The following is a 22,228-nucleotide window of genomic DNA, read 5'->3' on the forward strand; positions in this document are numbered from 1 at the left end:
CTAAAACCATGAAAATTCAAATTATAAAGTTGACCAGTTACCATTCACACAAAATGAAGAAAAGAAAAAAGGTTTGTCGAGAGCAGAAGATCTTTAGTCAATAAAAATATAGACAACCTTTTACTTTTTTAAATGAAATAGGACAAGAGAAAGTTGGTCAAGCGCAGACGATCTTTTCAAAAACAAGCAAGCATAGTTTATAAATAGACAAAGCTTTCTCAAACCTATACATAATGATTTATAGTGTAATCACAAATTAATTTAAAGCAAAATTTAAAACATGTAGAAAAAATGGAAACGCAACAACAAACATGGCAGAATATGAGTGGAAAAATTTTCCAACACTCTATCACACAGCTGGTAGAAGAAGCCATCATTCGCGAACAGGCAAGCGGACATCGTCTGAAAGTATGTGTGGGATCAGACTCTCACGTATATGGAGAAGCTATTAATTATGCTACGGCAGTAGTATTCATTCGTGAAGGAAAAGGAGCGTTTACCTTTATCAGAAAAGAAAGACAAATACAGACCATCAGTATCAAAGAACGAATGCTGAATGAAGTCAACAAATCCGTTGAAATTGCTTACGCGATTTGTGCTGTATTGGACAATTATGGAGTGGAAATGGAGGTACACGCAGACATTAATACCGATCCGGATTTTAAATCCAATGTAGCATTAAAAGATGCTATGGGATATATTCTGGGAATGGGATATGTCTTTAAAGCAAAACCCTTTGCCTTCGCAAGCTCCAATTGTGCAGATATGATGGTGTAATATAAAACTGGAAGTTGAGGAAAAAAGCCGGAAGTTTAATGATATAATATTAACTTTTTTGTTTCATTTCCAAAGCTCCATCCTAAAATTAAAAACTAATAATCATGTATTTTCTAATTCACTCTAATATATATTCAGATCCGGATCATTATAAAATTTTTGATGCGCTGGAAGAATTGAATATTGATTATGAAGTCATAAATATTCCTCCAACAGCAGATCAATTGGACTTTAAAACAGATCGAAAAGATGTTTTCGCTTATGGTTCTGTGACAATAGCAAGACTGGCAAAGCAGAATTCAGATTGGTATCCAGGCTCTTTTTATGGAGGAAATCATTTATATGAGGTCTATTCACAGTATTATGGTGAAAATCTGTTGAATCATAAGGTTTCCGTCCAAAAAATTTCAGAAGAAATAACTTGGGAAAAAGGTGAAGAAAAATTCATCAAGCCTTACAACGAAGCAAAAATATTTACAGGCAAAGTGTTTACAGAAACAGATTGGAAAGATTTTGTTTTTGAAAGGCTGGAAAACCAAGCCAACAGAATTACAGCAGATTCTTTAATTCAGATTTCTGAAGCAAAGCGAACCATAAAAGAAGCAAGACTTTGGATCGTGGGCGGACAAATTGTTGATAGCGGTTATTACCGACTTCATGAAGATGCTCCTTTCGAAGAACATGTTTCACAGGACGGATTAGATTTCGCTAATGAAATGATTCAGCTTTTTAATCTTGAAAAAGCCTTTGTAATGGATATTTGTTTAACAGGTGAAGGTTGGAAGATAGTGGAAATAAACTGTATCAACAGTTCCGGATTTTATCCAAATTCCAACGTGAAAAGTATTTTCAAAGCATTGAATATTTACTTTTCAAATAAGAATAATACAATTAAAACTAAAAAAATGACTCACAATAGAATAGCCGTTATCGGCTTACACGAACAAGAATACGAATATATACGACAACATTATGATGGTCTTATGATCTGGCATCAATCCATTCCGATGATAAAGGTAGTAGATGGAACATTATACGTTGAAAAAGCTCAGGGAGTAGGTATGCTTCCGGTAGATAAAGTCGTTTATCATGGGATTTTTGAAGAAGATCTGGATTTTATCTCCGGATTGGCACTCTGGAACGGTCCATGTTTTCCAAACGCTTATGGTATGCTGGAATGCCGATTGAAAATTCCGTGTCTAGCCAAAGCAATGAAGTATTCAAAATTTAATTCCCAAAGAGGATTTATCTCTAAAGGAGCTTACATCAATACAGATAATGAGTTGGTTGCAAAATGGGGAAACTGGCATTGTGGAGAAAACAAGCATAAATTTACAGGAAGTTGGGAAAGTACTGAAAATAGTGTGCTTGAACCTTACTTTGAAGGTGATGCAGTAAGAATTTTAAATATAGGTGAAAAATCCTGGCAGATAAAGCTCGAAGGTGAAACATGGTTGAAATCAATACATCCCGATAATGCCCAATTCATGGAAATTGATGCGGAACTTTTACAGGATACTTTACTATTAAAAGATAAAATAGGAATGGATGTGATCGCAAATGATTACATCATTCAGAAAAACGGTCAAAAACATTTACTGGAAATTAATCATATTCCCAATATTACAAGATTTGAAGAAGTAAGATTACATTTTTTAAAGACCGTTGTAGATTGGATTCTTGAGAATTAGGAAAAGTTTGACAAAAAATAATACGATGGAAATGAACAAAAGACTATTGTTTCTGGATGATGTAAGATATCCGATAGAGGTTTATCATCACACAAAACAGGATGTTTTCCTCAGAAAAGACTGGCATATCGTGAGAAATTACGATCAGTTTATCAACAGAATTTTGGAAAAAGGACTTCCGGAAATGATTTCTTTTGATCATGACCTTGCAGATGTGCATTATCCCGAACCGAATGCAGAAGGTTTTGTAGAAAAAACAGGCTACGATTGTGCAAAATGGCTTATAGAATACTGTATGGACAACCATTTAAGATTGCCAAAATTTTATTGTCATTCCATGAACCCTGTGGGAAAGAAAAATATTGAAGTTCTTTTAAAGAATTTTAAAACAATTAAAAACTAAAAAAATGATTTTTAAAACATATAACTCTATAGAAAATGCTTACCAGACCCGTGTGATCGATCAGATCAGATTACAGGGCTTTGGGGATGAGGTTTTCATCGTGCAGGAAAAGGTTCATGGTGCTAATTTTTTCTTTCTTTACCGACGGAAAGGAGATTAAGATCGGAAAAAGAACCGCTTTCATTGAAAAAGATGAAAAGTTCTTCAATGCCCATCATATTTTGGAACGTTATAGAAAAAATGTAATTAATGTGTTCCAAAAAGTGAAAACAATATACCCGAATGTTGAAACTGTAGTAATCTATGGCGAGTTGTTCGGTGGCGGTTACAAACATAAAGATGTAGAACCGGTAAAAGATGCTGTGAAAGTGCAGAAAGGTATTGAATATGCTCCTTACAACGAATTTTATGCATTCGACATTAAGTTGAATGGAGTGACTTACCTGGATACCGATATCATCAATCAGATTTTTGAGGAAACCGGATTTTTCTATGCTAAAACCCTTTTTGAAGGAACATTAGAGGAAGCTTTGAAATTCCCGAATGTTTTCAATTCCAAAATTCCGACATGGTTAGGATTCCCGGAACTGAACAATATGTGTGAGGGAACAATTATAAAAACTTTGAAAACCAGATATTTCGGAAATGGTGCAAGAGTAATTCTTAAAAACAAGAATGAAAAATGGATCGAAAAATCCAAAATGGTGAAAAAGAAGGAAAAAACTGTTCAGAAACAGGTGTTTTTCAGTGAAACAGCTCAAAATATCTGGGAAGAAATTCAGAACTATGTCACCGTAAACAGACTAAATAATGTAATGAGTAAAATAGGTGAATTCCAACCCAAAATGATAGGGAAGGTAATCGGTCTTTTTGCACAGGATATTCTTGAAGATTTTGAGAAAGATTTTCCGGCTGTTTTCACAACGATAGAAAAAGAGGAACAGAAAAGGATCAACAAAAAGTTGAATTCTTTAGTAATTGATTTTATAAAAGAAGAGTTGATTTCAGCAAAAGTGTAGTTTGGGAGTGATGCCAATGAAATAAAAAACTTTTGCTGTTAAAACAGATTAAAAATGAAAAAGATAAGTACATTATTCAAAAAAGATATAAATAATTTAGGAAGAGTTATTAACGAAATCAATCCTGAAAACAATTGGGTTTTTGATGGAAAAGCTATTGCTACGCAAAAGTTTGATGGTTCTGCATGTGCGGTGATCAAAGGGAAATTATACAAAAGATACGATGCCAAAAAAGGGAAATCAGCTCCTGAAGGTGCAATTCCATGTCAGGAAGCAGATCTTATTACAGGTCATCATCCGCATTGGGTAGAGTGTAGCATAGAGAAAAAAGATGATCAATACTTCTGGGAAGGATTCAACGCGTTGGCTGAATCGGGCAAGGTAGAAGATGGCACTTACGAGCTTATTGGTGAGAAAGTACAAGGAAATCCTGAAAATATTAAAGGTCATTTATTAGTAAAACATGGAAGTAATATTCTTAGGTTAGAAAGTTTAGATTTTGAATGTATCAAAAACTTTTTGAGCAATCCTGAGAATAATATGGAAGGTATTGTTTTTCATCATCCAGCGGATAATCGTATGTGTAAGATCAGGAAATCTGATTTTGGTGTACGTAGAAAAGCGATAAAAGAACTTATTGTTTAAAATAAAGATTGAGTTTCGGTAATTTTTTTACCGGAACTTTTTTATGTATAAACACAACCACAAACCTTTGAGATGTATTGAATAGCTAGAATGTTTACAAATATTTCAGATGAAGACGTGAAAATTCCCCTCCCTTGGAGGGGTAGCGAAAATTCAAAAAATTTTTGACGGGGTGGTTTAAAAAGAAAAAAAATAATGTTACAAGCAGAAATAAAAAGTCTTTTAAAAGAAGACATCAGTGTATTAATAAAAGTTCCCAACTCAGGAAAGCATTATTTATGCGATTGTGGTGAAGCGAGTTTACTGACGGTAAAGGAGATACAAACAATATCCGCGATATTCATCAGCCATACCCATATCGATCACTTTTCGAATTTTGACGGTATTTTCAGGCATCAGATCGGAAGCGGAGAAAAAGTAGTGATTTGCGGACCAAAAAATATTCATCAGCAGGTCGAAGCAAGATTAAAATCCTATACCTGGAATTTAATCGATGAAAATGCCATTGAATACGAGATCCGTGAAATTATTTCCAAAGATGAAATTAATATATATACAATCCGTCCGCCATACTGGAACCTGGAATTGGTAAAAACACAGAATTTTCTTTTTGAAGATGTCTATGTGGATGTTGATTTTGCCATTCTTGATCATAAAACAGATTCTATAGCTTATTTGTTTAAAGAAAAAGACGCAGTCACCTTCAATGAAAATGCTTCTGATTTTAAGAAAGGGAAATGGATTAGCGAACTGAAGACAGCTTTTGAAAATAATGATACGGATAAAGAAATTGAGATAGAAGGAACCTTGTACAAAGCATCAGATCTATCTCATTTACTGACCAGAAGTGAAGGTTACAGATTAGGCGTTATCATGGACCATGCAGCCGATGAGGACAATTATAAAAAAATAAAATCGGTCTTCAATAATGCAGATATGGTGTACATTGAAACGTTTTATAAAGATTCGGATCAGGAATTTGCCAGGCTCAATTATCACAGTTTTGCGTCTGCATCAGGAAAAATTATGAATGAATGTAAGGTAAAGCAAGCTGTTCCGATCCATTTTTCAAGAAGGTATACTGAAAATGATCAACAGGAAATTGAAACTGCTTTTTATAAAGCATTTCAAAATTAAAAAAATAGGATGCCACCCTTCACAAAGATTGAAGTTGAAAACGTAATATTCCCTTCTACGGATGGGTGTCAAATCACAGATTTGATGGGTGGTTCAATAAAACAACAAAAAATAAAAAAATGAAACCCAATATATTTTTTACAGCAGACCATCATTTTGGTCATGAAAATATTATAAAATTCTCCGAAAGACCCTTTGAGTCTCTCAAACATATGAACGAAGAGCTGATCAAAAGATGGAATGAAAAAGTAAATCCTGGAGATACTGTTTACCATTTAGGAGATTTCAGTCTTGGTAAACCGGATTTTACAAAAGAAATTCTGGATCAGTTAAATGGCAATATTCATCTCATAAAAGGAAATCATGAAGGTGCTGCTTTAACGCATCCCACAAGATTTGCTTCCATCAGAGATTATCATGAACTCAGAATAGATGAAGAGGATAACAATAATGGAAAACAGAAGATCATTCTCTTTCATTACTCTATGAGAACATGGAATGGTTCACATCGTGGAGTCTGGCAATTATACGGACACTCACACGGAACATTACCGGATGATGAAATGGCGCTAAGCTTTGATGTGGGAGTAGATTGCCATAACTTCTATCCGATTTCCTACGAAGAAGTGAAAGAAATAATGAAAAAGAAAAAATGGACGCCGCCTTTTGCTCCAAGGAACTAAGCTAGAGATTTATAATAATCATGGAAACAACCAATGAAATAATAATTGTAGATCTGGAAGCAACCTGTTGGGAAAACGACAGGATTCCGATTGGACAAAAAGTCGATATCATAGAAATGGGAATTTGTAAATTGGACCTTACCTCCAACTTAATCTCCCAAAAACAAAGCATTTATGTCATTCCCGAAAGATCAGAGATTAACAGCTTCTGTACAAAACTAACAGGAATTACACCGCAACTTATAGAAGAAAAAGGAATCTATTTCGAAGAAGCCTGCGAAAAAATAATGGAGGAGTACAATCCGGAACTGCTTACCTGGGCTGGATATGGTAATTTCGACAGAGAACAGATCTTCGAACAGTGTGACTGGCTCGGAATAGAAAATCCTTTTTCAGGAGAATATCTTGACGTGATGTACGAATTTAAAAGACATTTCAAACTTCATAAATCTATAGGATTGAAGAGAGCTCTTGATCATCTTAAAATGAATTTCGATGGAAATCATCACAGCGGGGCAGACGATGCTTATAACACAGCCAAAATTCTCAATGAGATTTTGGGATAATAATAGAGACGGGAGTAAACGTTTAAAGACGACCAACTTTCTTCTTTTAACCTTAAAACATAAACAATTGAAAACAACAGATAATATATTAATTATAGACCTCGAAGCAACATGTTGGGAAAACAGACCCCCGAGAGGTCAGGAAAGTGAGATCATAGAAATCGGAGTATGCATTATGGATGCAAAAACCGGAAAGATCTCCAGAAATGAAGGAATTTTAATAAAACCTCAGCACTCAAAAGTAAGCCCTTTCTGCACAGAACTGACAACGCTTACCCAAAACTTGCTGGATAATGAAGGTATTGCGCTTGAAGATGCTTTTGATATTCTAAGAGCAGAATATGATTCCGAAAACCTAACCTGGGCAAGCTATGGAAACTATGATCTGAATATGCTTCAGGATCAGGCAAGAAGGTTTTATGTGGATTATCCGTTAGGTGATGATCATATCAATGTGAAAACCTTATTCGGGGAAATACATCCCACCATTAGAAAAAGCGTAGGAATGCAGAGGGCTTTGAATGAACTTGGGTTCAAGCTTGACGGAACTCATCACAGAGGGGTAGATGATGCAAGAAACATTGCCAAAATCCTACATTGGTGTATGAAAAACAATTAAGAACTCTCTGAAAAATGAATAAACTCAAAGGCTGTACACTCATTGTACAGCTTTTTTTACGCGATAATCCCAGCATATTTTGAGTAATCAGCTCAAACCGTTTTTTCCTTACTATATCAGAACCGTAATAATGAAATTTATACTAAGATTACTGTTTTTAATTAATAAATCTTTAAACAGGGAATTTTATACAGTGAATTAAATCAGACAATATATATACTTTAATTACCTTAAATTTTTGTTAAAAAATTCACTTTCTGGGGATAATTTACTGTCTGTCAGTCAATTTTTGTTATTTTAGCTGACAAGAAAGAATTTATGTTTATTGCAGAGGAATTTAAGACGATATATTTAAACTATAAAATCAAGGAAATAGTTCCGTTTCTTAAAAAACTAATACCAAAAGATAAAAAAGAAGTTGCTTCCATCCTGAAGAAACACATCAATAAGGAATGGGGGCACAATGCAATCTCTGTGTTAGCAGCTTTGGCATGTAGTACAACAAAAGCTGAATATGAGAAATTAAGACCCGGATACTATTCAGTCCCAGTTAATCTTATAGACGAACTATTTGAATTCTACGTTCCGGAATGGATCGGAGGAAGTTCCCTGTTTTTAGAAGGTTTTGATTATTTGAAAGTTTTAGAATGGGAAAGTAAGGAATATTTTACCATAAATGATGAAATATGTGCTGAACTATTGGCATCTTCTTCAAGAACTGATGAAGTACTGTTTACTTATCCGGTGACACTCAAATCTCATATCTGGCTTTTATTTGAATATGAATCTGGAGTGACTGGATCTTACAGGGATAAAAATTGGAAAGATATCTTCAAAAAGCTTTCTGATGAAAATAAAATAGATCGTCCGAGATTGTTGAAAACTACACTCAATGCTATCAATTTCAATTTTTCAAAAGAGCATAATGCTTGGTTTCTGGAACTCTTTACCCATTTGGAACCTACGAATAAAGAGATTATAGGATTGCAGGATGAAATGTTTATTATTTTTCATTCAACGCAATATTCTTTGCACCCTGGAGTATTGAAGGTACTCAGCTCAGTATTTACAGATAATGATTTTAAAACTGAAGAATTTTTACAATTTGCAGATTCATTGATGACGGTTCCCACAAAGAATACTATCAATGCAATACTTCAGGCTTTGGAGAAAATTGTAAAACATGACAAAACATACAGCGAGGAAGTTTGTATTCTTTTAATGCCTGTTTTTCTGAATAAAGATAAAACCCTTCAGACAAAAGCTGCAAAAATTATTGCTAAATACGCAAACAAAAATTCAGAAAGGGTTAAGAACGAATTGCATTCTTATAGAGACTCTATTCTTACCGATGCCCATACTTTGTTAAAAGAATTTTTTGTAGAAAATAGAATTCTTGAGCCCAAAGAAAAATCACCATATAAAAATGACTTGTGGCATATATCACAACCTGTTTTGCCTATTGAGAATATCGATGATTTTATATTTCTGGCGTCTCAGATATTCAATAATAATGAACCGTATCATTTCGATCTGTTTCTGGATGCATTATTAAGGTTTAATGATGACCTTACAGAAGAACACCTTAATCAATTGGAGCCAGCCTTCAAAGCTGCCTTCAAAAGAAAAGAAACATTGGGACTTCATCATTTGCTGGCTACATTTCTGATACATTACGGCTTATTGAAATATGAAAATAAATCAAAAATTTTACAGGAAGCGAGACTGGGATTTCCTGCCCTTGAAAGCTGGAGTGAAAAGAAAACCCCTTTTATTTTCAAAGCTTATCACAAATTACTGCTGGGGATTTATGAATTATTAAAACAAAATAAAAAGCTTCCGATGCTTTCAGTTCCGGATCATACGCCCTGCTGGATTACAGCCCGTAAACTTGTTGATAAGGTAAAAATTTATCAGCAGTATGGCGAGCAGCCTATCCCTTTTGATTTGGAGATAGCCATACTTCGTGTAGAAAAAGAAAATCTTCAGGATGCAGAGCAATATGCAACAGAACACTTGAGTGAAGCTTATCTTAATCTTTTGAAACCTATTTTTGATGAGAATTATTTCAAAGATCAATATCAGAAAGAATATCTGGATGGAAGTTTCCATTGGGATTTCGGTTACAGAAAAATATACAAATGGAATGGGACAGAAGAAATCCCACAAATTTTAGTAGATATTGAAAATCAAAAACAGCTCCCGGAAAACGCTTCTTTTTTGGATCATTTGTTCAATTCCTATCATGGTGTTTATGATCGGGACCTGATTCATATTTTATATACAGCCCCTTATTTTTCAGGATCAGTAGTTGCAAAAAAATACAATGAAAATTTATCAAATGCTGATTATCAATATGATATTAAAGGAAATGTAGCGTTTCTTGATGCATGGATGAAATTAAATGCACCTTTTCAGCCGGTACACTATTTATTCCTCTCTTCGGGACTGTTTAATAAAGATAAGACCTTCTCTGGTATGGCTTTTGAAGTCTTAATAAGCAAGGTGGTTTCCGAAGATTTCAATATACAGAAATTTGGGATTTTGATGGGGGAAACAATTAATTTCGGATGGGCTCCTGTGAAAAGATTTACAGACGGTATTTCGGATGTTATTAATTTGAGTGCCAGTCATAATCAAGCCTTTGAGAAACTGCTGATATCCATTCTTTCAGCAATTAAAAAACCGGTTTTTAATCTTAAAAAGCTATTGGAGCTTTATTATGAACTGCTTAATCAGAACAAGACCCAAGTGGATGAAAGTCTTCTGGATTTGTTTCAAGAATGGGAAAAAGAGAATAACCTGAAAAAAATTATACATCAAATTAATAACCAATGAAAGAGAGACTTTATGAGATTCTTAATGAGGAAAAAGTACATGAGATCATCCCTTTTTTGAAACAGCTTTCTTCAGAAGAAAAGAAAACATTAGTACCGACGATAAAAAAAATGGACCGTGAGATCAATAAGATCATCATGACCAAAAACTCTTATCATACTGCGGGTTCTGTGAATCAGCACTCAATTATAGACATTGCATCATTTGTTTGTATGGATCAGAAAAACTTTGGTAAAAATTACTGGAGTATTTTCCGAAATGCTGAACAGGCAGAGCAAATACTGGAATGGGGATGCCCGGATTGGTTTTCAGACTTCATTAATGATTCTATAGACGCTGAATTTACAGCTTTTAATTATAAAGATATTTTAGGATGGACAGAAAAAGGCTATATCAAACCTAAGCCGGAATTACTGGGGTATCACTTAAGTAACTATCCTGTAGCAGATTTATATCATCACCCGGATACGCTTAGTACCCATTTTTGGTATTTATGCGAATATCCTTCTAAATCACTTCCTTTTCAGAAAGAATGGTTTCCATTAATACAAAAGCTGGTAGCAGATAAGAAAATTGAAAGAAAAAGATTTCTGAGAGAATGCCTTCTAGCTGCAAACAGAAATTTCAATAAAAATGTGACGGGTTGGTTTATGGATTCGTTTACAGCATTGAAACCAACAGATGAAGAATTAGTAGAACTTCAGGATGATCTGCTTGCAGGGCTTTCCTCACCACAGTCAAAAGCGGTCAATACCCTCTTAACGCATCTTAAAAAAATAGTGGGAACTTCTGAATTTAAGAGTGATGAATTTTCTCATTACTTACCGAATTTGTTGAGCTCAGAAGTGAAAACAGTGGTTATTGCCAGTCTGATGCTTACAGAAAAGATATTCCAAAAGAAGATCATAGATCCGGAAATGTTGGGAATGGCTTTAAGCACAGCATTTGTAAGTAAAGATGATGGTATACAGTCAAAAGCTGCAAAAATCATTCACAGATATATCCCTGCATCTGAAAATATGATGGAGGCTCTTTCTCATTATTCTGATAATATATTAACGAATGTGCGCCCAGTTTTAGCAAAATACATAGAAGAAAAGCAACCTGAACTGGACGTCATTACTTCAGAACAATTATCTCTTATTACAGACGGGAATAAAGTAAAAGTACTGGAGAGTTTTGAAGACCTTATGTTCTTTCTTCCTTTGGCTATTGATGATCCGTACAGTCATCATTGTGATATAGCATTGGATGGATTTATCCGTTTTGCGAATGATGTGGATGCCGAATCTGTAAAATTAATCGAGCCGGTATTTCTTAAAGCCTGTAAAACTATTGCAAAGTGGGAAGTTCCTTATTTAAATGTTTTATTGTGCAATCTGATTATTAATTATGGATTAAGCTTATTAGGAAAATATCCTCTTCAGCTTAAAAATCTTGAAAAAATATATCAAAAAACCCGTGATGAAGAAGCGTCAAGAGAAGTTTATTCCAACTATCAGAAAAAGTTAGGACCAATTGAAAATGTGGGGGCAGAATGTCCTACGATGGAGGCATTCAAAGAAATTGCAATCTACGTTAATCATAAAATAAAATTGGGTGACGATACTCCGTTATTGTTTACCACAACGCATTCACCGTGTTGGATTTCACCGGAGATTCTGGTAGAAAAATTTGAGATTTATCAGAATAAAAATATTGAACCTCATCATCTTGATCTTCAATTGGCACTGCAGCGTTGCGCTTTAGATAATACATCACAAGCATTACAGCAGGTTGAAAAAAAATTAAAAGGAGAATACAAAGACCTATTGCTATTTTTCTTCGGTAGAAATGTAACACCGAAAGGGAAATTTGAACATCCGTCATGGTGGATGACAGCAGGAATTACACGTTCTCCGGAAACTATATTTAAAGAATTTAAGGATTTTGGATATGATACTATTCCTGTAGAATTCTTCTCCGGAAATTATAGTTGGAAAACAATAGACAGTAAGAAAAATTCATATTATCCGGTTGAATTAAATATTGTAATTCCAAAATATCATTTAGAAAAAAGAAAAGAACCTTTATTCCTGGAATACTTTGTGGCTGAGCAGAAAGAGCTTACCGAAATTCCGGCATTGATGTGGTGTTTTCCAAATACATTAGGAAATGCTCTGGCAAAGGTTATTAAATATTGTCTTTTCTATTCCGGTATCGCAGAAGTATATGAAAGAAATCTGGTGCTTCATACAGCGCAGGCTCTATATCAGATTAAGAAACCTTTGGATTCCATGGGATATTTATTTCTGGGAACAATATTCTTAGATGGTGATAAAACCATCAGAGGAACTGCAGCTGAAATTTGGCTGGAACATGTTTCCCACAAAATGATAGATAATGCTCAATTAGGAAAAGTGGTTGGTCTGCACGAAAAGCTGGAATGGGCACCTGTTAAGAGATTAACGGATCTTATGCAGCATCATATGCTGAATGTAAGCAAAGATCATAATATTGCTTTGGAAGAATTCATATCTAATATATTACTTCAAATGGAGCAACCGATTACCAACTTGAAAAAACTGTTAGAAATTTACCATGAAGTTTTGGCTTTAAACCAATCAGAAGCCAATCAACAAGTTATAGAAAAGCTAAACGATTGGAAAGAAAACTCAAGCCTGAAAAAAATCTGCAATCTTCTTCTTAAAAAATAAATTATGGAAGATACGCTCATTTACAACTATTCAAAATCTTCTTCGCTGGTTCGGAAAGATGCCCTTGAAGAACTGTTTCTTGCCAAATACAGTGAGATACAGAAAAATACCGACGCTCCCTGCTTTTTCTGGGGAAACGTAGGACAACCTTTTATTCTGGCACGTTGCCTGATTACACTTTCCAATATTGTGAAATCAAGTTTCAACCTGTCTCCATTTCAGATGGCATTGCTTAAAGATCCTATTGTAACCGCCGGAAATGAAAGGCTTCGTTTTGAAGGTTTTTCTCATTGTGCCGGTGTATATGCAAGGATAGATGTTCTTCCTGACGGGCTGGATGGTGAATTTCTGGAAAACGGAACCACCAATGTAGATTTTAATCAGCCAATGATAACTGCATTAGGAAGTATTCGTCCAAACGAAAAAATTATGCTTTCCGTGGGGGAAAAAGAAGTTGGTCTTTATAAAGAGGAAAAAAAAGTAATTGAAAGAAAGGTACCATTACCTGAAAAGTGGATCAAAGGGCTGGGGACTGTACAGATTTATCTTTCAGAATCCGAAAAACAGCATACATTTAATAAAATTCAGACGCAGCAGTTATTCAGAGGAATGCCGAAAGGAGTAGTAAAATCAGACTATTATCTTATGGTGAGAGGAAACAAGCCTATGTTTTCACCGGTAAAATCTGCGGATGCCGTTTGTATCGGTGGGCTTCACAGGCTTCGGCTGCTAGAGCCATTACTTCCTTACATAGACAGTATGCAGGTATTTCCTCATACTAATATGCAATCTACCACATGGCAGCTGTATATGGGAAATATAAAATTCAGTTTCTCTTTATCCAGAGAAAGCTGGCGGGGATTTTCTGGTGAAGGAGCGGTATTGGAGAGCCTTACAACAGAGGTACCTGATGAGTGGATCGATGCTTTAGATAAATATGCTTATGCTAATCAATCATTCAATGGAAGAAATTTAGCTGTAGATGAAAACCTGAGCTTGAGTACAACTGATAATATTACGGGAAGATTAGCCGCAATGGGATTATTAGGTTATGATCTTGACGAAAATGAATTTTTCTATCGCAGACTTCCTTTTAAACTCAGCCGGATTTTAGGTTTAAACCCTCGTATGAAGAATGCAGAAAAATTGATAGAAGGTGGAAAAGTAGAAATATTAAATAAAAATAAAGAAAGAACAGAGGCAAGAGTACAGGGAACAGGTGTGCATCACACGGTTATTCTTGAAGAAGATAAAGAACGCTGCACGTGTGAATGGTTCAGTAAGTACCAGGGGGAAAGAGGTCCCTGTAAACACGTTCTTGCTGTAAAAAAACTTGCCAATAGCCAATAAAAGCTTAAAAAAATGCCACGAATGCACGGATTTTTATTCGTGAATTCGTGGCTATTTAAAAATATAAGAAGGTTGATACCATTTCATCTAAAAGCTTAAAAAAATGCCACGAATGCACGGATTTTTTATTAGTGAATTTGTGGCTATTTAAAAATATAAGAAGGTTATACCATTTCATCTAAAAGCTTTAAAAAGCGCCACGAATGCACAGATTTTTTATTCGTGAATTCGTGGCTATTTAAAAATATAAGAAGGTTAATACCATTTTATCTAAAAGCTTAAAAAAATGCCACGAATGCACAGATTTTTTATTCGTGAATTCGTGGCTATTTAAAAATATAAGAAGGTTAATGCTATTTCATCTAAAAGCTTAAAATATACCACGGATGCACAGATTTTTATTTGTGAATTCGTGGCTATTAAAAATTTAAAAAATATTTTATTGTGTTCGTTTCATCCATTCATCGTAAGTCAAAACACCCAATTCAGGCTTTCCATCACCCTCAAGAATTGAAATAAATTCAAGTTGATTACCATCTGGATCATTAAAATAAATAGCCAACGCTGGCATCCAGGCAAAAACCATGGATTCAATGCTGCCATTTTTCAGGAAGTTATAAGGATTCAAATTTTTATCCTCTAAAAACTTTACAGAATAGTTCAAAATATCTTCCTTACTGCTCGAAAAGGCAAAATGCCTTGTCTGAAGGTTCTCTTTCTGTTCCCATAGTCCAAGCATAAACTCTTTATCTTCCCCAATCCATAGAAATGCTATAGGTCTTGTTTCATCTCTGTGTGCCAATTTCAGCCCTAATACTTCCGTATAAAACTTAATACCTTTTTCCAAATCACTTACCTGAACATGAGTTTCATATAATCCTTTAATCATAGCTTTAATTTTAATAATAACAAAGCTAGAAAACCGGCGCTTTAAAAACTTACATTTCTAATTCCTTTATTTGAATTGAATAATAGAAGGTTTAAATAAAAGATTGCATCTGCGAAAGTAAAACCTAAGCAATAGAAACAGATTTTGGTCTGCTTAAAATATTAAAACTTCTCATTCTGATTTAGTCAAAAGACATCAAAAGGTCTACAAGACATTCAAAAAAATAAAATTTTATAAAAAATAAACTACGCAAAATGACTGCGTAATTCCATTGTTACTTTGCATCAGAAATCAGAGAGGAAGCAACTCTCCCTATGTTTAACAAAAAAACAGTAACTCATGAAATTTAATTTTTTGAAAAAAGAAAATAAAGAAGTCTTGAACTACGAAGGTGAAAAAGCATACATAATGACACCTGAAGAAGAATTATATAGTGCTGTGGTGACAACAGGACTGTCCAATATCTCTTATGAAAAAGGAGATGGCAGATTAGAGAGAATAAAGTCTCTGATTGGCAAAAATGACCCGGAATTTGTAGCAAAATTAGCTGTTTATGCGAGAAAAGATATGCATTTACGTTCTGTTCCTTTAGTCTTGGCTACAGAGTTGGCAAAAGAAATTTCAGGCTCTGATCTGGTAAGCAGAACTGTGGATAGCGTTGTTCAGAGAGCGGATGAAATCACAGAATTATTGGCATATTACCAATTATCCAATAAAAGAACAGAAACTAAAAAGCTGAACAGATTATCCAAGCAGATTCAGAAAGGTCTCGCGAAATCATTCAATAGGTTTGACGAATACCAATTTGCAAAATATAACAGAAAGGCTGAGGTAACAATGAAAGATGCCTTATTCCTTGTTCATCCCAAAGCTAAAAATGATGATCAACAGACAATTTTCAATAAAATTGCTCATGGTATATTGGAAACTCCTTACACCTGGGAAGTAGAGCTTTCAGTATTGGGACAGACCAAATTTATTAATGAAGCAGAAAGAAAATTGGCTTTCAAAAATAAATGGGAAGAGCTGATCTTTAGTAATAAATTAGGTTATATGGCAACATTACGAAACCTCAGAAACATCCTGGAAGCAGAAGTGTCTTCTAAAGCTATGGAGAAAGTCTGTCGTTATCTGGCTGATGAAAAAGCGGTGGCACATTCCAAACAGTTACCATTCCGTTTTCTTGCTGCGTACAGAGAATTGAAAGCTGTTGATTCCCCTTATTTGTCATCCGTATTGGAGGCATTGGAAGAAGCTGTTGCCCAAAGTGCTCAGAACATCAAAGGCTTTGGTTTTGGGACTTCAGTAGTCATTGCAGCAGACGTTTCAGGTTCTATGCAGAAATCAGTATCTCCCAAAAGTAAAATTTTGTTGTATGATATCGGTCTTCTGATGTCTATGATCCTACAGTCAAAATGCCAGAATGTAGTGACGGGAATATTTGGTGACCGTTGGTTACGCGTTCCGATGCCTAAAAATGGAATCCTTAGAAACGTAGATGCTTTCTACAAGCGAGAAGGAGAAGTAGGATACTCTACAAACGGTTATCTGGTGATTGAAGATTTGATCAGAAGAAAAGAAAAAGTAGATAAAGTAATGTTGTTTACCGATACTCAGCTTTGGGACAGCAATAATAATCAAAACTCTTTTGAATATTCCTGGACCCAATATAAAGCTTTGGCACCTAATGCCAAATTATATATTTTTGACCTAGCAGGGTATGGAAGACAGCCAATAGATATCAAAAGAAATGATGTGTACCTTATTGCTGGTTGGTCAGACAAAATTTTCGATGTACTGAATGCGTTGGAAGACCAAAAATCTGCAATTGAAATCATACAAAAAGTAGTGCTGTAAAAGGCACTGCTTTTAAAAACTATTTTTAGAAGCTTATTCCCGCTTTTCACTGTATCTTTTTCGCCAGTGCTTATTTCAAGCCAAAACAGAAAAAGGATGCCGTTGCAATCGGGGCTATGGATGTATTAATTATTTTGCTTCCGATTTTAGGGATTTTTAAGCTATTTCAAATTGTAATTTCTCTTTTTTAAAAAAAATATCTACGTAAATAGATTGCGTACTAACCGTATAATTTTGTAGTAACAATTAACACCGGTGCCGTAAGAGAAGACATACTTCGATTCCAAACTGACAGAGTCTTTTCGAAAATTGCCTGGTAAAAATAAACCAATGCCGTGTGTAAGAGTTCCATCGTCAACTTTTAATTGAACCATTACTCTTACAATTGAATTGCTTGGTTTTATAAAAAAGCAAGTGCCGTAAAACAGAAATACTTCGTGGGGTAACGGAAGTACAGGTGCAAGTCCTGTTCTGCAATGGCAGATAGTATAAAGAGAGCACACCGTTAATACGTGTCTGTTTGCACCATTGCCTTGCTGTTTTCAAGTGTCGTTCTGGAATCATACTTCGAGATCATAAACATTGTGTCGCAGGTTCAAGTCCTGCCTTTTCCCTCGAAAAGGAAAAGTAGCTCAGTTGGTTAGAGCAAATGCACGGAAGATTCCAAAATTTTTACCTTGATATGATGAAAGAGTGCCGTAGAGAAGGCTTACTTCGGTTACATTTGGTTCGACTCCAGAATAGATCATGAAAATGATTTATAAAAGTCTTTTCGAATATTTGCCTCTTTTTTTAAAAAAACAAACAAGTGTCGTAGAATAGTGTTACTTCGCTCATTACGACGGGGACACAGGTTCGAATCCTGTCTCTTCCAATAAAATTAAAGGAAGGGTAGCTCAGCTGGTAGAGCACGACATCACTATTTGATTATTACCTTGTTTTTATAAGATTATATTTCAGTAACTAAGCCGGAAGCGGGGAATCGGAATACATCTTTGTATCGTAATTTTCTAAACTTCCTTTCTTCCCGCCTCTGGCTCAGTTCTGAATGTATTGTATAAGTATCGTTGGGAAAAAATTCATCGTTACAGCCATTTGGGGAGGAATAACGAAGTCGGTAATTCCGGCAAGGTTATCCGGTTCGAATCCGGCAAGTAAAGCCCCCTTTTTTCCTTATAGTTACCTTTACAAAAAAAGCCGATGATCAATCGGCTTTTTGTTCTTTATTTTCAAGTTCTTCCTCGAACATTTGTTTCCATTTGGTGAGGGTCGTTCTGCTTATTTTATATTTTTTAGACATATAGCTGGTAGAATGTCCGTGTTTCTTCTGATACTGAAGAAGTTTCAGCATGGTTTTCTTATCGTAAGTCTTTAGCTTCTGATTGTTTTTCTGGCTTTCCTTTGAAGGTTTGAAGAGCCTGTCATTAAATTTCAGAACATCTTCCGTAGTTTCCAGTTTGCCAAGAAGTTCTTTGATCTTTGGATCTTTCAATTTATCAGGATATTCAAGCTTAAGCATATCCTGATAGATTTTTTTGTAATTAGGGCGCATTTTGTTTCAGTTTATCCGTTCATATTATCACTTTTCTGAAGCCATCTGTGAAGAGTACTCTTAGGGATAGAGTATTCTTTAATAACCTCAGTTTGGGTCATCTCACCAGATATAATTCTTTTCATGATAAACTCTTTGATTTCCTGGGTGTAAATATTCTTTCTGAAATAAGGAATTTTATCAGACTTCTGTTGATTTTTATTGATGGCAGCCGGAGGAGCATATAAAATCAGATGGGAACTGTAAAGTCTGAAAAAATCATACTCCAATAGTTTACTCCATCTTAGAAGAAGATCAGAATCCATAGATTTGCTATTGTACATTTTTTCCACAGCCTCTTCATCTTTGCTCAGAAACTTGCAGATCCTCTCCATTGTTATTTCGTTTTCATCTACTTTTTCCTTAATAAACGTCCCAATATGGATCTCTTTGTATAACATTCTTTTTTAATATTATCTATTAATAAAACTTTTGCATAAAAGCCAGAATAGAAGATATATTATAATGTATTACAAGGTGTAATGCAAATGTTTGAGATAGGAGGCTGGTAAGAAGATCTGAGAATTTGTAGAACAATGAAATTTTAAAAAATTAATCAGGATAGGATTGCTTAATTTAATAAAATAATATGCTCCGCGCTACTTTAATGTAATTAGGTTATATTCCTTATTTTCAATGGATTTATAACTCTTCTTCTTTTTCAAACTTCCTTTCTCTACCATTTTGTGTAAATAATATATAACCTATTAAAGTTTTTTCATGCAATACTATTTATAAGCCTTATGTGTTCACTTGTTGTGTTTTGACAACCAGTTTTTTATGCTTTGAATATTTTGTTTAGTACCAAATAATCTGCTTAATTGCTCTCAAATTTAAACAAAAATCATAAGAGATTCCTGTCGAAAATATAAAAATGTAGGTTTATAGAGAAATTTTAATTAAAATTAACATATTATATGTACTTATGTGTGAAATATTTTAATGATAACGAAGTAAAGAATAAAAAATTGTATACCATTCAGCAAGTCCATAACTTTGCAGTTCAATGAAAAATACTATAAGCTTATTCGACTTTTCGAAAAAAATAAATTATAAAAATGAGTTGCTGGCAGGCTTTACCGTTGCGATGACTATGATTCCTGAATCTTTGTCATTCGCCATTCTTGCCGGGCTTTCACCTCTTACAGGACTGTATGCAGCATGTATAATGGGTTTTGTAACAGCGGTTTTAGGAGGACGTCCCGGAATGGTTTCAGGAGGAGCAGGGGCTACCATCGTAGTATTGATCGCCCTGATACAATCTCACGGAATAGAATATCTTTTTGCAACTGTTGCGCTGGCAGGAATTCTTCAAATGCTTGTCGGAATTTTTAAGCTCGGCAAATTTGTACGGCTTATTCCTCAACCCGTAATGTATGGCTTTCTGAACGGATTGGCAATTATTATCTTCATGGCACAGGTAGAACAATTTAAAATTACAGACAGCAATGGAGTAGTCGGCTGGCTTCAGGGAGTTCCCCTGTATATCATGGCAGGATTAACAGCTCTTACGATTGCTGTTGTTTACTTCTTTCCTAAAATTACAAAAGCTGTTCCCGCTTCTCTGGTGGCTATTATTGTTGTATTCGCTGTAGTTTTCGGATTTAATATTCAAACGAAGACAGTAGCAGATATCGCTCACATCAGCGGCAATCTTCCAAGTTTTCATATTCCTAAGATTCCTTTTACACTGGAAACCTTGCAGATCATTTTTCCGTATGCATTGATTATGGCAGGAGTAGGACTTATTGAATCCCTTCTGACCCTATCCATGGTGGATGAGATCACCAATTCCAAAGGAAGTGCCAATAAAGAATCGGTTGCTCAGGGGTTGGCAAATATTACAAACGGATTTTTCGGAGGAATGGGAGGCTGTGCAATGGTTGCACAAACACTGGTAAATCTTAATGCAGGTTCAAGAGCAAGGCTATCAGGAATTATTGCATCACTCATGATCCTTATGATTATTTTAATGGGTGCACCTGTCATAGAAAAGATCCCGATGGCAGCATTGGTAGGGGTAATGATGATGGTGGCACTCAGTACTTTTCAGTGGGTTTCTATCAGAATTGTGAATAAAATGCCGAAGTCTGATATATTTGTAGGGATTACAGTTGCTTTAATTACTGTAGTTCTTCATAATCTTGCTTTAGCTGTTTTGGTAGGAGTTATTATTTCTGCCCTGGTCTTTGCCTGGGATAATGCTAAAAGAATACGGGCAAGAAAACATACCGATGAAAACGGAATCAGACATTATGAGATATACGGTCCATTGTTTTTTGGTTCTGCCACAGCTTTTGCAGATAAATTTGATCCTATGAATGACCCTGACGAAATTGTGGTAGATTTTAAAGAAAGCCGCATTGTGGATATGAGTGCTATTGATGCTCTTGATAAACTGTCAAAAAGATATAAACAGCAGGGAAAAACAGTGTATTTGCGCCATCTCAGTGAAGACTGCCGTAAAATGCTGAAAAATGCAGAAGCAGTTGTAGAAGTAAATATTCAGGAAGATCCGACATATAAAGTAATGCCTGAAAAATAGAAAAGTAGCCAATCTCAATAAAAAATATAAGCTCTAATAGCAGAAAAAGGACTGTAATAATTTTACAACCCTTTTTTATTGTTTCTTCTATCAAATCATAAAATATCTTAAAACAGAGAATCTAAGCGATACTTTTATGATAAAAATTTTATCTTTGGGAAGAATAGAAACTAAACACTTGTTGATGATTCAAAAAAATTAAATCTTTTTCAAGAAAGCTAAATAAAACTTTTAACTAAAACATATTGAAAACAGATATCGACATTCACAACCACTGTCATTTTTCTTTTGACCTGTGGCTCACCTTAATCAAATCTCATCCTGAATTTAAAACAAAAAGAGTTGAGCTGTTCTCCTCGTTTTTTAATGTTGACGCACCGATAGAAATGGTTGCAAAAACTGTAAAATATTATGATGATCTTTGCAATACCATCAATGAAGTTACAGGAGGAAATATAGATACTTTTGAAATTTATCTGATGATTTTAGGAGCGTTGAATGTAGATATAAAACTTTTAAATAAAGAAAAACTCAATGAGTTTTATGTGAAAAGTGAAGAATTGTTCCTGGAATACAGACCGGTTGTCATATTTGAAAATATTCATGATTTTTTTGGTGAAATTAAAAATCAAGGGAAGACAATCAATATCCTGAGTAATACCGGATTCATCAAAGGAAAAACAATGAGAAAATTTCTGATTCATGAAAATCTGGATCAGTATATCGATTTTCACATTTATTCTGACGAAATCAACTGTTCGAAACCTAACCCGCTTATTTTTCAGGAAGTGAAGAATAATATTAAAGATCAGGAACTGCCAATGTCTCAGATTCTGCATATTGGTGATAATCCTTTCGCAGATTATAAAGGGGCAAAAGACTTTGGTTTCAGTGCACATTTACTTAAACACTAAAGATAAAC

At 34.7% G+C, this 22,228-nt stretch carries 19 protein-coding genes; 16 read left to right on the forward strand and 3 right to left on the reverse strand.

All coding sequences use genetic code 11. The annotated features are described in order from the left end of the window. Positions 1-291: 291 nt before the first annotated feature. The 13 genes from AC5YGG_RS16780 to AC5YGG_RS16840 all read left to right on the forward strand — a co-directional run bounded on the left by AC5YGG_RS16780 (position 292) and on the right by AC5YGG_RS16840 (position 14,424). The gene (locus AC5YGG_RS16780) at positions 292-777 is read left to right on the forward strand and encodes a ribonuclease H-like YkuK family protein (RefSeq protein ID WP_496145595.1); all 486 of its coding nucleotides are present in this window, start codon (positions 292-294) and stop codon (positions 775-777) included. A 104-nt stretch (positions 778-881) separates the two neighbouring features. Further along, the gene (locus tag AC5YGG_RS16785; RefSeq protein ID WP_496145596.1) at positions 882-2,468 is read left to right on the forward strand and encodes an ATP-grasp domain-containing protein; all 1,587 of its coding nucleotides are present in this window, start codon (positions 882-884) and stop codon (positions 2,466-2,468) included. A 31-nt stretch (positions 2,469-2,499) separates the two neighbouring features. After that, entirely contained in the window at positions 2,500-2,871 is a 372-nt protein-coding gene (locus AC5YGG_RS16790; protein ID WP_496145597.1) for a cyclic-phosphate processing receiver domain-containing protein, read from the forward strand. Positions 2,872-2,875: 4 nt separating this feature from the next. Continuing rightward, on the forward strand, positions 2,876-3,031 hold the full coding sequence (locus AC5YGG_RS16795; protein WP_496145598.1) for a hypothetical protein: 156 nt from the start codon (positions 2,876-2,878) through the stop codon (positions 3,029-3,031). Continuing rightward, positions 2,988-3,890, forward strand: coding sequence for an RNA ligase family protein (locus tag AC5YGG_RS16800; RefSeq protein WP_496145599.1), 903 nt, complete (start codon positions 2,988-2,990; stop codon positions 3,888-3,890). Before AC5YGG_RS16795 ends, AC5YGG_RS16800 begins: the two co-directional genes overlap by 44 nt. Before the next feature lie 54 nt (positions 3,891-3,944). After that, positions 3,945-4,535, forward strand: a complete 591-nt coding sequence (locus AC5YGG_RS16805; protein WP_496145600.1) for an RNA ligase 1 family protein — start codon at positions 3,945-3,947, stop codon at positions 4,533-4,535. Between the two features lie 195 nt (positions 4,536-4,730). Next, the gene (locus AC5YGG_RS16810) at positions 4,731-5,672 is read left to right on the forward strand and encodes an MBL fold metallo-hydrolase (RefSeq protein ID WP_496145601.1); all 942 of its coding nucleotides are present in this window, start codon (positions 4,731-4,733) and stop codon (positions 5,670-5,672) included. Positions 5,673-5,791: 119 nt separating this feature from the next. Next, positions 5,792-6,355 carry a metallophosphoesterase family protein gene (locus AC5YGG_RS16815; protein WP_496145602.1) on the forward strand — a complete coding sequence of 188 codons (564 nt, stop codon included), beginning with the start codon at positions 5,792-5,794 and terminating at the stop codon, positions 6,353-6,355. A 20-nt stretch (positions 6,356-6,375) separates the two neighbouring features. Continuing rightward, complete coding sequence (locus AC5YGG_RS16820; RefSeq protein WP_496145603.1) at positions 6,376-6,921, forward strand: 3'-5' exonuclease; 546 nt, start codon at positions 6,376-6,378, stop codon at positions 6,919-6,921. Further along, positions 6,851-7,540 carry a 3'-5' exonuclease gene (locus AC5YGG_RS16825; RefSeq protein WP_496145604.1) on the forward strand — a complete coding sequence of 230 codons (690 nt, stop codon included), beginning with the start codon at positions 6,851-6,853 and terminating at the stop codon, positions 7,538-7,540. The genes AC5YGG_RS16820 and AC5YGG_RS16825 overlap by 71 nt, the downstream gene beginning before the upstream one ends. A gap of 318 nt (positions 7,541-7,858) precedes the next feature. After that, entirely contained in the window at positions 7,859-10,378 is a 2,520-nt protein-coding gene (locus AC5YGG_RS16830; RefSeq protein ID WP_496145605.1) for a DUF6493 family protein, read from the forward strand. Continuing rightward, complete coding sequence (locus tag AC5YGG_RS16835; protein WP_496145607.1) at positions 10,375-13,074, forward strand: DUF6493 family protein; 2,700 nt, start codon at positions 10,375-10,377, stop codon at positions 13,072-13,074. The genes AC5YGG_RS16830 and AC5YGG_RS16835 overlap by 4 nt, the downstream gene beginning before the upstream one ends. A 3-nt stretch (positions 13,075-13,077) precedes the next feature. Beyond that, positions 13,078-14,424 (forward strand): SWIM zinc finger family protein, encoded by a 1,347-nt coding sequence (locus AC5YGG_RS16840; RefSeq protein ID WP_496145608.1) that lies wholly within the window; start codon positions 13,078-13,080, stop codon positions 14,422-14,424. Between the two features lie 439 nt (positions 14,425-14,863). Here AC5YGG_RS16840 and AC5YGG_RS16845 read toward each other — a convergent pair whose 3' ends face one another. Further along, positions 14,864-15,313: a VOC family protein gene (locus AC5YGG_RS16845; protein WP_496145609.1), complete on the reverse strand. Its 450-nt coding sequence runs from the start codon at positions 15,311-15,313 to the stop codon at positions 14,864-14,866. A 339-nt stretch (positions 15,314-15,652) separates the two neighbouring features. Between AC5YGG_RS16845 and AC5YGG_RS16850 the strand changes: the two genes are divergently transcribed. After that, a complete protein-coding gene (locus AC5YGG_RS16850; protein ID WP_496145610.1) occupies positions 15,653-17,170 on the forward strand; it encodes a TROVE domain-containing protein in 1,518 nt (505 codons plus the stop codon). 1,204 nt (positions 17,171-18,374) lie between these two features. Here AC5YGG_RS16850 and AC5YGG_RS16855 read toward each other — a convergent pair. Then, entirely contained in the window at positions 18,375-18,722 is a 348-nt protein-coding gene (locus AC5YGG_RS16855; protein WP_496145611.1) for a helix-turn-helix domain-containing protein, read from the reverse strand. Between the two features lie 11 nt (positions 18,723-18,733). Then, positions 18,734-19,162 carry a transposase gene (locus AC5YGG_RS16860; protein WP_496145612.1) on the reverse strand — a complete coding sequence of 143 codons (429 nt, stop codon included), beginning with the start codon at positions 19,160-19,162 and terminating at the stop codon, positions 18,734-18,736. A gap of 605 nt (positions 19,163-19,767) precedes the next feature. Here AC5YGG_RS16860 and AC5YGG_RS16865 point away from each other — a divergent pair. Further along, positions 19,768-21,306, forward strand: coding sequence for a SulP family inorganic anion transporter (locus tag AC5YGG_RS16865; protein ID WP_496145613.1), 1,539 nt, complete (start codon positions 19,768-19,770; stop codon positions 21,304-21,306). A 245-nt stretch (positions 21,307-21,551) separates the two neighbouring features. Continuing rightward, positions 21,552-22,220, forward strand: coding sequence for an HAD family hydrolase (locus tag AC5YGG_RS16870; protein ID WP_496145614.1), 669 nt, complete (start codon positions 21,552-21,554; stop codon positions 22,218-22,220). Positions 22,221-22,228 lie beyond the last annotated feature (8 nt).

The sequence above is a fragment of the Chryseobacterium sp. CS2K3 genome (assembly GCF_059515185.1).

Coding starts and splice junctions, on each gene's coding strand:
- AC5YGG_RS16780 (WP_496145595.1), top strand. CDS start 292: ATGGAAACGCAACAACAAACATGGCAGAATATGAGTGGAAAAATTTTC.
- AC5YGG_RS16785 (WP_496145596.1), top strand. CDS start 882: ATGTATTTTCTAATTCACTCTAATATATATTCAGATCCGGATCATTAT.
- AC5YGG_RS16790 (WP_496145597.1), top strand. CDS start 2,500: ATGAACAAAAGACTATTGTTTCTGGATGATGTAAGATATCCGATAGAG.
- AC5YGG_RS16795 (WP_496145598.1), top strand. CDS start 2,876: ATGATTTTTAAAACATATAACTCTATAGAAAATGCTTACCAGACCCGT.
- AC5YGG_RS16800 (WP_496145599.1), top strand. CDS start 2,988: ATGGTGCTAATTTTTTCTTTCTTTACCGACGGAAAGGAGATTAAGATC.
- AC5YGG_RS16805 (WP_496145600.1), top strand. CDS start 3,945: ATGAAAAAGATAAGTACATTATTCAAAAAAGATATAAATAATTTAGGA.
- AC5YGG_RS16810 (WP_496145601.1), top strand. CDS start 4,731: ATGTTACAAGCAGAAATAAAAAGTCTTTTAAAAGAAGACATCAGTGTA.
- AC5YGG_RS16815 (WP_496145602.1), top strand. CDS start 5,792: ATGAAACCCAATATATTTTTTACAGCAGACCATCATTTTGGTCATGAA.
- AC5YGG_RS16820 (WP_496145603.1), top strand. CDS start 6,376: ATGGAAACAACCAATGAAATAATAATTGTAGATCTGGAAGCAACCTGT.
- AC5YGG_RS16825 (WP_496145604.1), top strand. CDS start 6,851: ATGGAAATCATCACAGCGGGGCAGACGATGCTTATAACACAGCCAAAA.
- AC5YGG_RS16830 (WP_496145605.1), top strand. CDS start 7,859: ATGTTTATTGCAGAGGAATTTAAGACGATATATTTAAACTATAAAATC.
- AC5YGG_RS16835 (WP_496145607.1), top strand. CDS start 10,375: ATGAAAGAGAGACTTTATGAGATTCTTAATGAGGAAAAAGTACATGAG.
- AC5YGG_RS16840 (WP_496145608.1), top strand. CDS start 13,078: ATGGAAGATACGCTCATTTACAACTATTCAAAATCTTCTTCGCTGGTT.
- AC5YGG_RS16845 (WP_496145609.1), bottom strand. CDS start 15,313: ATGATTAAAGGATTATATGAAACTCATGTTCAGGTAAGTGATTTGGAA.
- AC5YGG_RS16850 (WP_496145610.1), top strand. CDS start 15,653: ATGAAATTTAATTTTTTGAAAAAAGAAAATAAAGAAGTCTTGAACTAC.
- AC5YGG_RS16855 (WP_496145611.1), bottom strand. CDS start 18,722: ATGCGCCCTAATTACAAAAAAATCTATCAGGATATGCTTAAGCTTGAA.
- AC5YGG_RS16860 (WP_496145612.1), bottom strand. CDS start 19,162: ATGTTATACAAAGAGATCCATATTGGGACGTTTATTAAGGAAAAAGTA.
- AC5YGG_RS16865 (WP_496145613.1), top strand. CDS start 19,768: ATGAAAAATACTATAAGCTTATTCGACTTTTCGAAAAAAATAAATTAT.